General features: G+C 78.6%; 2 protein-coding genes and 1 pseudogene. All 3 read left to right on the top strand.

Annotated elements, in window-relative coordinates:
- Positions 1–1,592: CocE/NonD family hydrolase (locus FOE67_RS20220; protein ID WP_438874264.1), on the top strand; the 1,592-nt coding region annotated here is incomplete at its 5' end.
- Positions 1,589–3,055, top strand: coding sequence for a YcaO-like family protein (locus tag FOE67_RS20215; RefSeq protein WP_182666263.1), 1,467 nt, complete (start codon positions 1,589–1,591; stop codon positions 3,053–3,055). The genes FOE67_RS20220 and FOE67_RS20215, both read left to right, overlap by 4 nt.
- A gap of 7 nt (positions 3,056–3,062) precedes the next feature.
- Positions 3,063–3,450 (top strand): annotated as a pseudogene (locus tag FOE67_RS20210) (hypothetical protein); the annotation flags it as partial.

The following is a 3,450-nucleotide window of genomic DNA, read 5'->3' as shown; positions in this document are numbered from 1 at the left end:
CCCCGCGCACCCACCGGGTACCCGCCGCCGACGGCAGCCCCCTGGCCACCGACGTCTGCCTGCCGGCGGGGGAGGGGCCGTTCCCCGCCGTCGTGATCCGCACCCCCTACGACCGTCGCCGCCACCACGCCGAACTGCGCGCGTGGGCCCGCCGCGGCTTCGCCGCAGTCGCCCAGGACGTGCGCGGACGCCACGGCTCGGCCGGCGACTGGCGCCCCTACCGGCACGAGACGGCCGACGGCGCCGCCACCCTCCGGTGGATCCGGGCACGTGCCTGGAGCGACGGCCGCGTCGTCGCCGTCGGTTCCTCCTACGCCGCCCACTGCGCGCTCCTCCAGGCACTCGGCCCCGGCACCCCGGAGCCCGGCTCGCCCCCCGCCCGGGGGGCCGAGGCGGTGATCGCCGCCGTTCCCGCCCTCGGGCCCGCCGAGACCGCCCGCGAGGAGACCGGCCCCGAACGCCTGCGGGCCCGCGCCGGATGGTGGGCCGCCCACGGCGACCGCCCGGACTCCGACGAGTCCGAGCCGTTCGCCGCCCCGGACGCCGACCCCCGCATCCTCACCACGCTCCCCGTGGTGGACCTGCCGCTGCGCGGGGGTCGGCCCCTCCCCTCCTGGCCGGAGCTGTGGCGGCACACCGCCCCCGGCGAGGTGCTGCGCCGGGCACCGGGGGCCCGGGTACCGCTGCTGGTCGTCTCGGGCACCGGCGACCCGTTCGCCGCCGAGGCCCTGCGGCTGTGGCGGGCCTGGGGAGGTCCCACCGCCCGGCTGCTGCTCGGCCCCTGGGGCCACCGCCTGACCGCCGACCCCGCGCCGGACGCCGACCCCGCGCACCGGCTGCCGCTCGGCGACCTGTGGGCCGGCTGGGCCCACGTCGCGCTGGCCGGGGGCCCGTCGGCGGGCCGCAGCGGCGTCACCGCGCTCGGCGGCACCCCCCACTGGCTGCCGCTTCCCGGGACACCGCCGACGCGCTGGTCGGTCCACCCCCTGCGCGACGGGGAGGACGCACCGGTCGGTGACGGCGACGGCACCCCTCTGCGGGTGGTGCGCGGCTCCCGCTTCACCGCCGACCCCGAGCGGCCGGTGCGCTCGGACGACCTGACCGTCCCCACCGACGGCACCCCGGATCGGTGCACCGCCGTGCTGGGGCCGCTGACCGCCCCCATGGACGTCGTGGGCGTCCCCGAGGCACGGCTGCACTGCGTCGCGGACACCCCCACCGCGGACTGGGCGGTCCGACTGACCGTCCTGCCCCCCGAGGGCGGAACGCCGACCGCCGTCACCGGGGTCGTGCGACGCCGCGATCCCGCCGGCCGCCCCGCCTCGTTCACCGTCCCGCTGCCCCCGATGTCCCGCCGGCTCCCCGCCGGGACCCGGCTGCGCCTGGAGATCGCCGGACACCACCACCCGGCCCACGCCCGCAATCCGCACACCGGCGAGGACCCCGTCACCGCCCGCCGGCTGCTGCCCGGCGACCGCACCGTGCTGCCCGCCGGTACCGAACTGCGACTGCCGCTCCCCGCCCCCGGGACCCCGGAGAGCGCACCGGACCCGATCACGCCCGTCGACCCCTTCGAGGAGCTCTGCCGATGACCCTCCCGCTCCCCGTGGAGACCGGAGCCACCGATGGGCCCGGCACCCCCCGTCCCGCCGGGGCCACCGGACAACCGACGCCGACCGCCGCGCCCCTGCCGTGGGAGTCCCTGGTGGACCCCGTGTGCGGGATCGTCCGCTCCGTCGCCCCCGTGCCGCACCCGCCGGACACCCCGGCCCGCTACACCGCGATGACCGCCGAGGTCTCCGACGCCCGCCGCCTGGGCGACTGGCCCGCCGACCGCGTCTCCCTGGGAACCACCTTCGGGGACCCCGAAGGGGCCCGACTGGCCGCGGTCGCGGAGGCGGTGGAGCGCTACTGCGGCAACCGCCTCCCTCCCCCCGGTCGACCCGACACCCCCGTGCGGGCGACAGCCGACGAACTGCTCGCCCGCGGTGAGAACATCCAGGGCCCCGCGGACCTGCCGACCCACGCCGCCTGGCAGTTGGAAACCGCCGGGTTCCCCTACCGACCCCTGACCGGGGACACCCCCGCCCTGTGGGCACGGGGCGAGGAACGACTGCCGGACGGGAGTTCCGTCCCGTGCCTGGTCCCCGTCGCGCTGTCCCACCTCAACTGGCGTCGGCGTTCCCTGCGCGACCTGCCCCGCACCCACCACCTCAACTACGCCGGCATCGCCACCGGCGAGGGGATCGACGACGCCCGCGAACGCGGCCTGCTCGAGGTCGTCGAGCGCGACGCCCTCGAACTGTGGTGGCACCTGGACACCCCCGCCCGGGGCATCGATCCGGCGAGCGTGCCGGGCCTGACGGAGGACCTGGCCGGCTCCGACCTGGAGGTCTCCCTGGTGGAGATGCCCTCCGAGTTCGCGCCCTGCGTCGCCGCCCACGTCCACGACCCGGTGAGCGGTCTGCACGCCGCCGGGTTCGCCTGTCGGTGGGATCCGGCGGAGGCCGCCCGCAAGGCGGTGCTGGAGGCCGTGCACACCCGGGTCTTCACCCTCGGTCTCCTCGACTCCGACGGATGGGTCTTCCGGGCGGTGGAGGCCGGACTGCTGGCCCGGGGCCTGTACCTGGACCACCGGGAGGACCGCCGCTACCTCGACGCCGCCGGACCGCGCTGCGAGGCCGTCCGGGACCTGGGCGCGCACGTGCAGGTGTGGCTGGACCCCCGGACCCACCGGCTCGCCGAACGCTTCACCCGGCCCGCGCTGGGAACGGTGCCGGTCGACCGGGTCGAGCCGGGGAGCCCGGAGCGCCTGGAGGCGGCGCTGCGCGCCGGCGGGCACCGCGTGTTCACCGTCGACCTGACCACCGAGGACGTCGCCGAGACCCCGTGGCGGGTGGTGCGGGTCCTGGTCTCCGGGCTGGTGCCCAACGCCCCCGCGGCCTTCTCCTACCTCGGATGCCCCCGGTTCGCGGAGCGGTGGGCGCGAACCGGTGGACGGGGGCCGGGTCCCGGGCCGGACGACCTGACCCTGCTGCCGCCCCCGCACATGTGAGGTGCCGATGAGCCGTATGCCCACCGACACCGACACCGACGCCCTCCGGGCCCCCGCCGGGAACCGCCCCGGCACGGGGACCCGTCCGACGGACGGGGACCCCGCGGTGGCCGGGGTCCTGACCGACGGGGCCCTGCCCGCCGCGCTGGCCCGGGCCCGCGGTCCCGAGCCGGTGGGCCCGGACACCCCGGCCGGCCCCCGGGTGTCCGTACCCCCCGGCCCCGGGACGCCGGTCCCGGCGGCCCGCCCCGACCGGCGGGAGGCGGACCTGGACCGCCTGTTGCGCGCGGCCTTCGTCGCCGGCGACCCGGCGGGCCGGTTCCGCCCCGCCGCCTCCGCCGGCGCCCTGCACCCGGTGGACGTGCGGGTGCGGATCGGTCCCGACGGGCCCCTGC

The sequence above is a fragment of the Streptomyces calidiresistens genome (assembly GCF_014141525.1).
GTDB classification, from domain to species: Bacteria; Actinomycetota; Actinomycetes; order Streptomycetales; family Streptomycetaceae; genus Streptomyces; species Streptomyces calidiresistens.
Note: the sequence above shows the minus strand (reverse complement) of the source record. Positions and strands in the feature narration are given on the sequence as shown.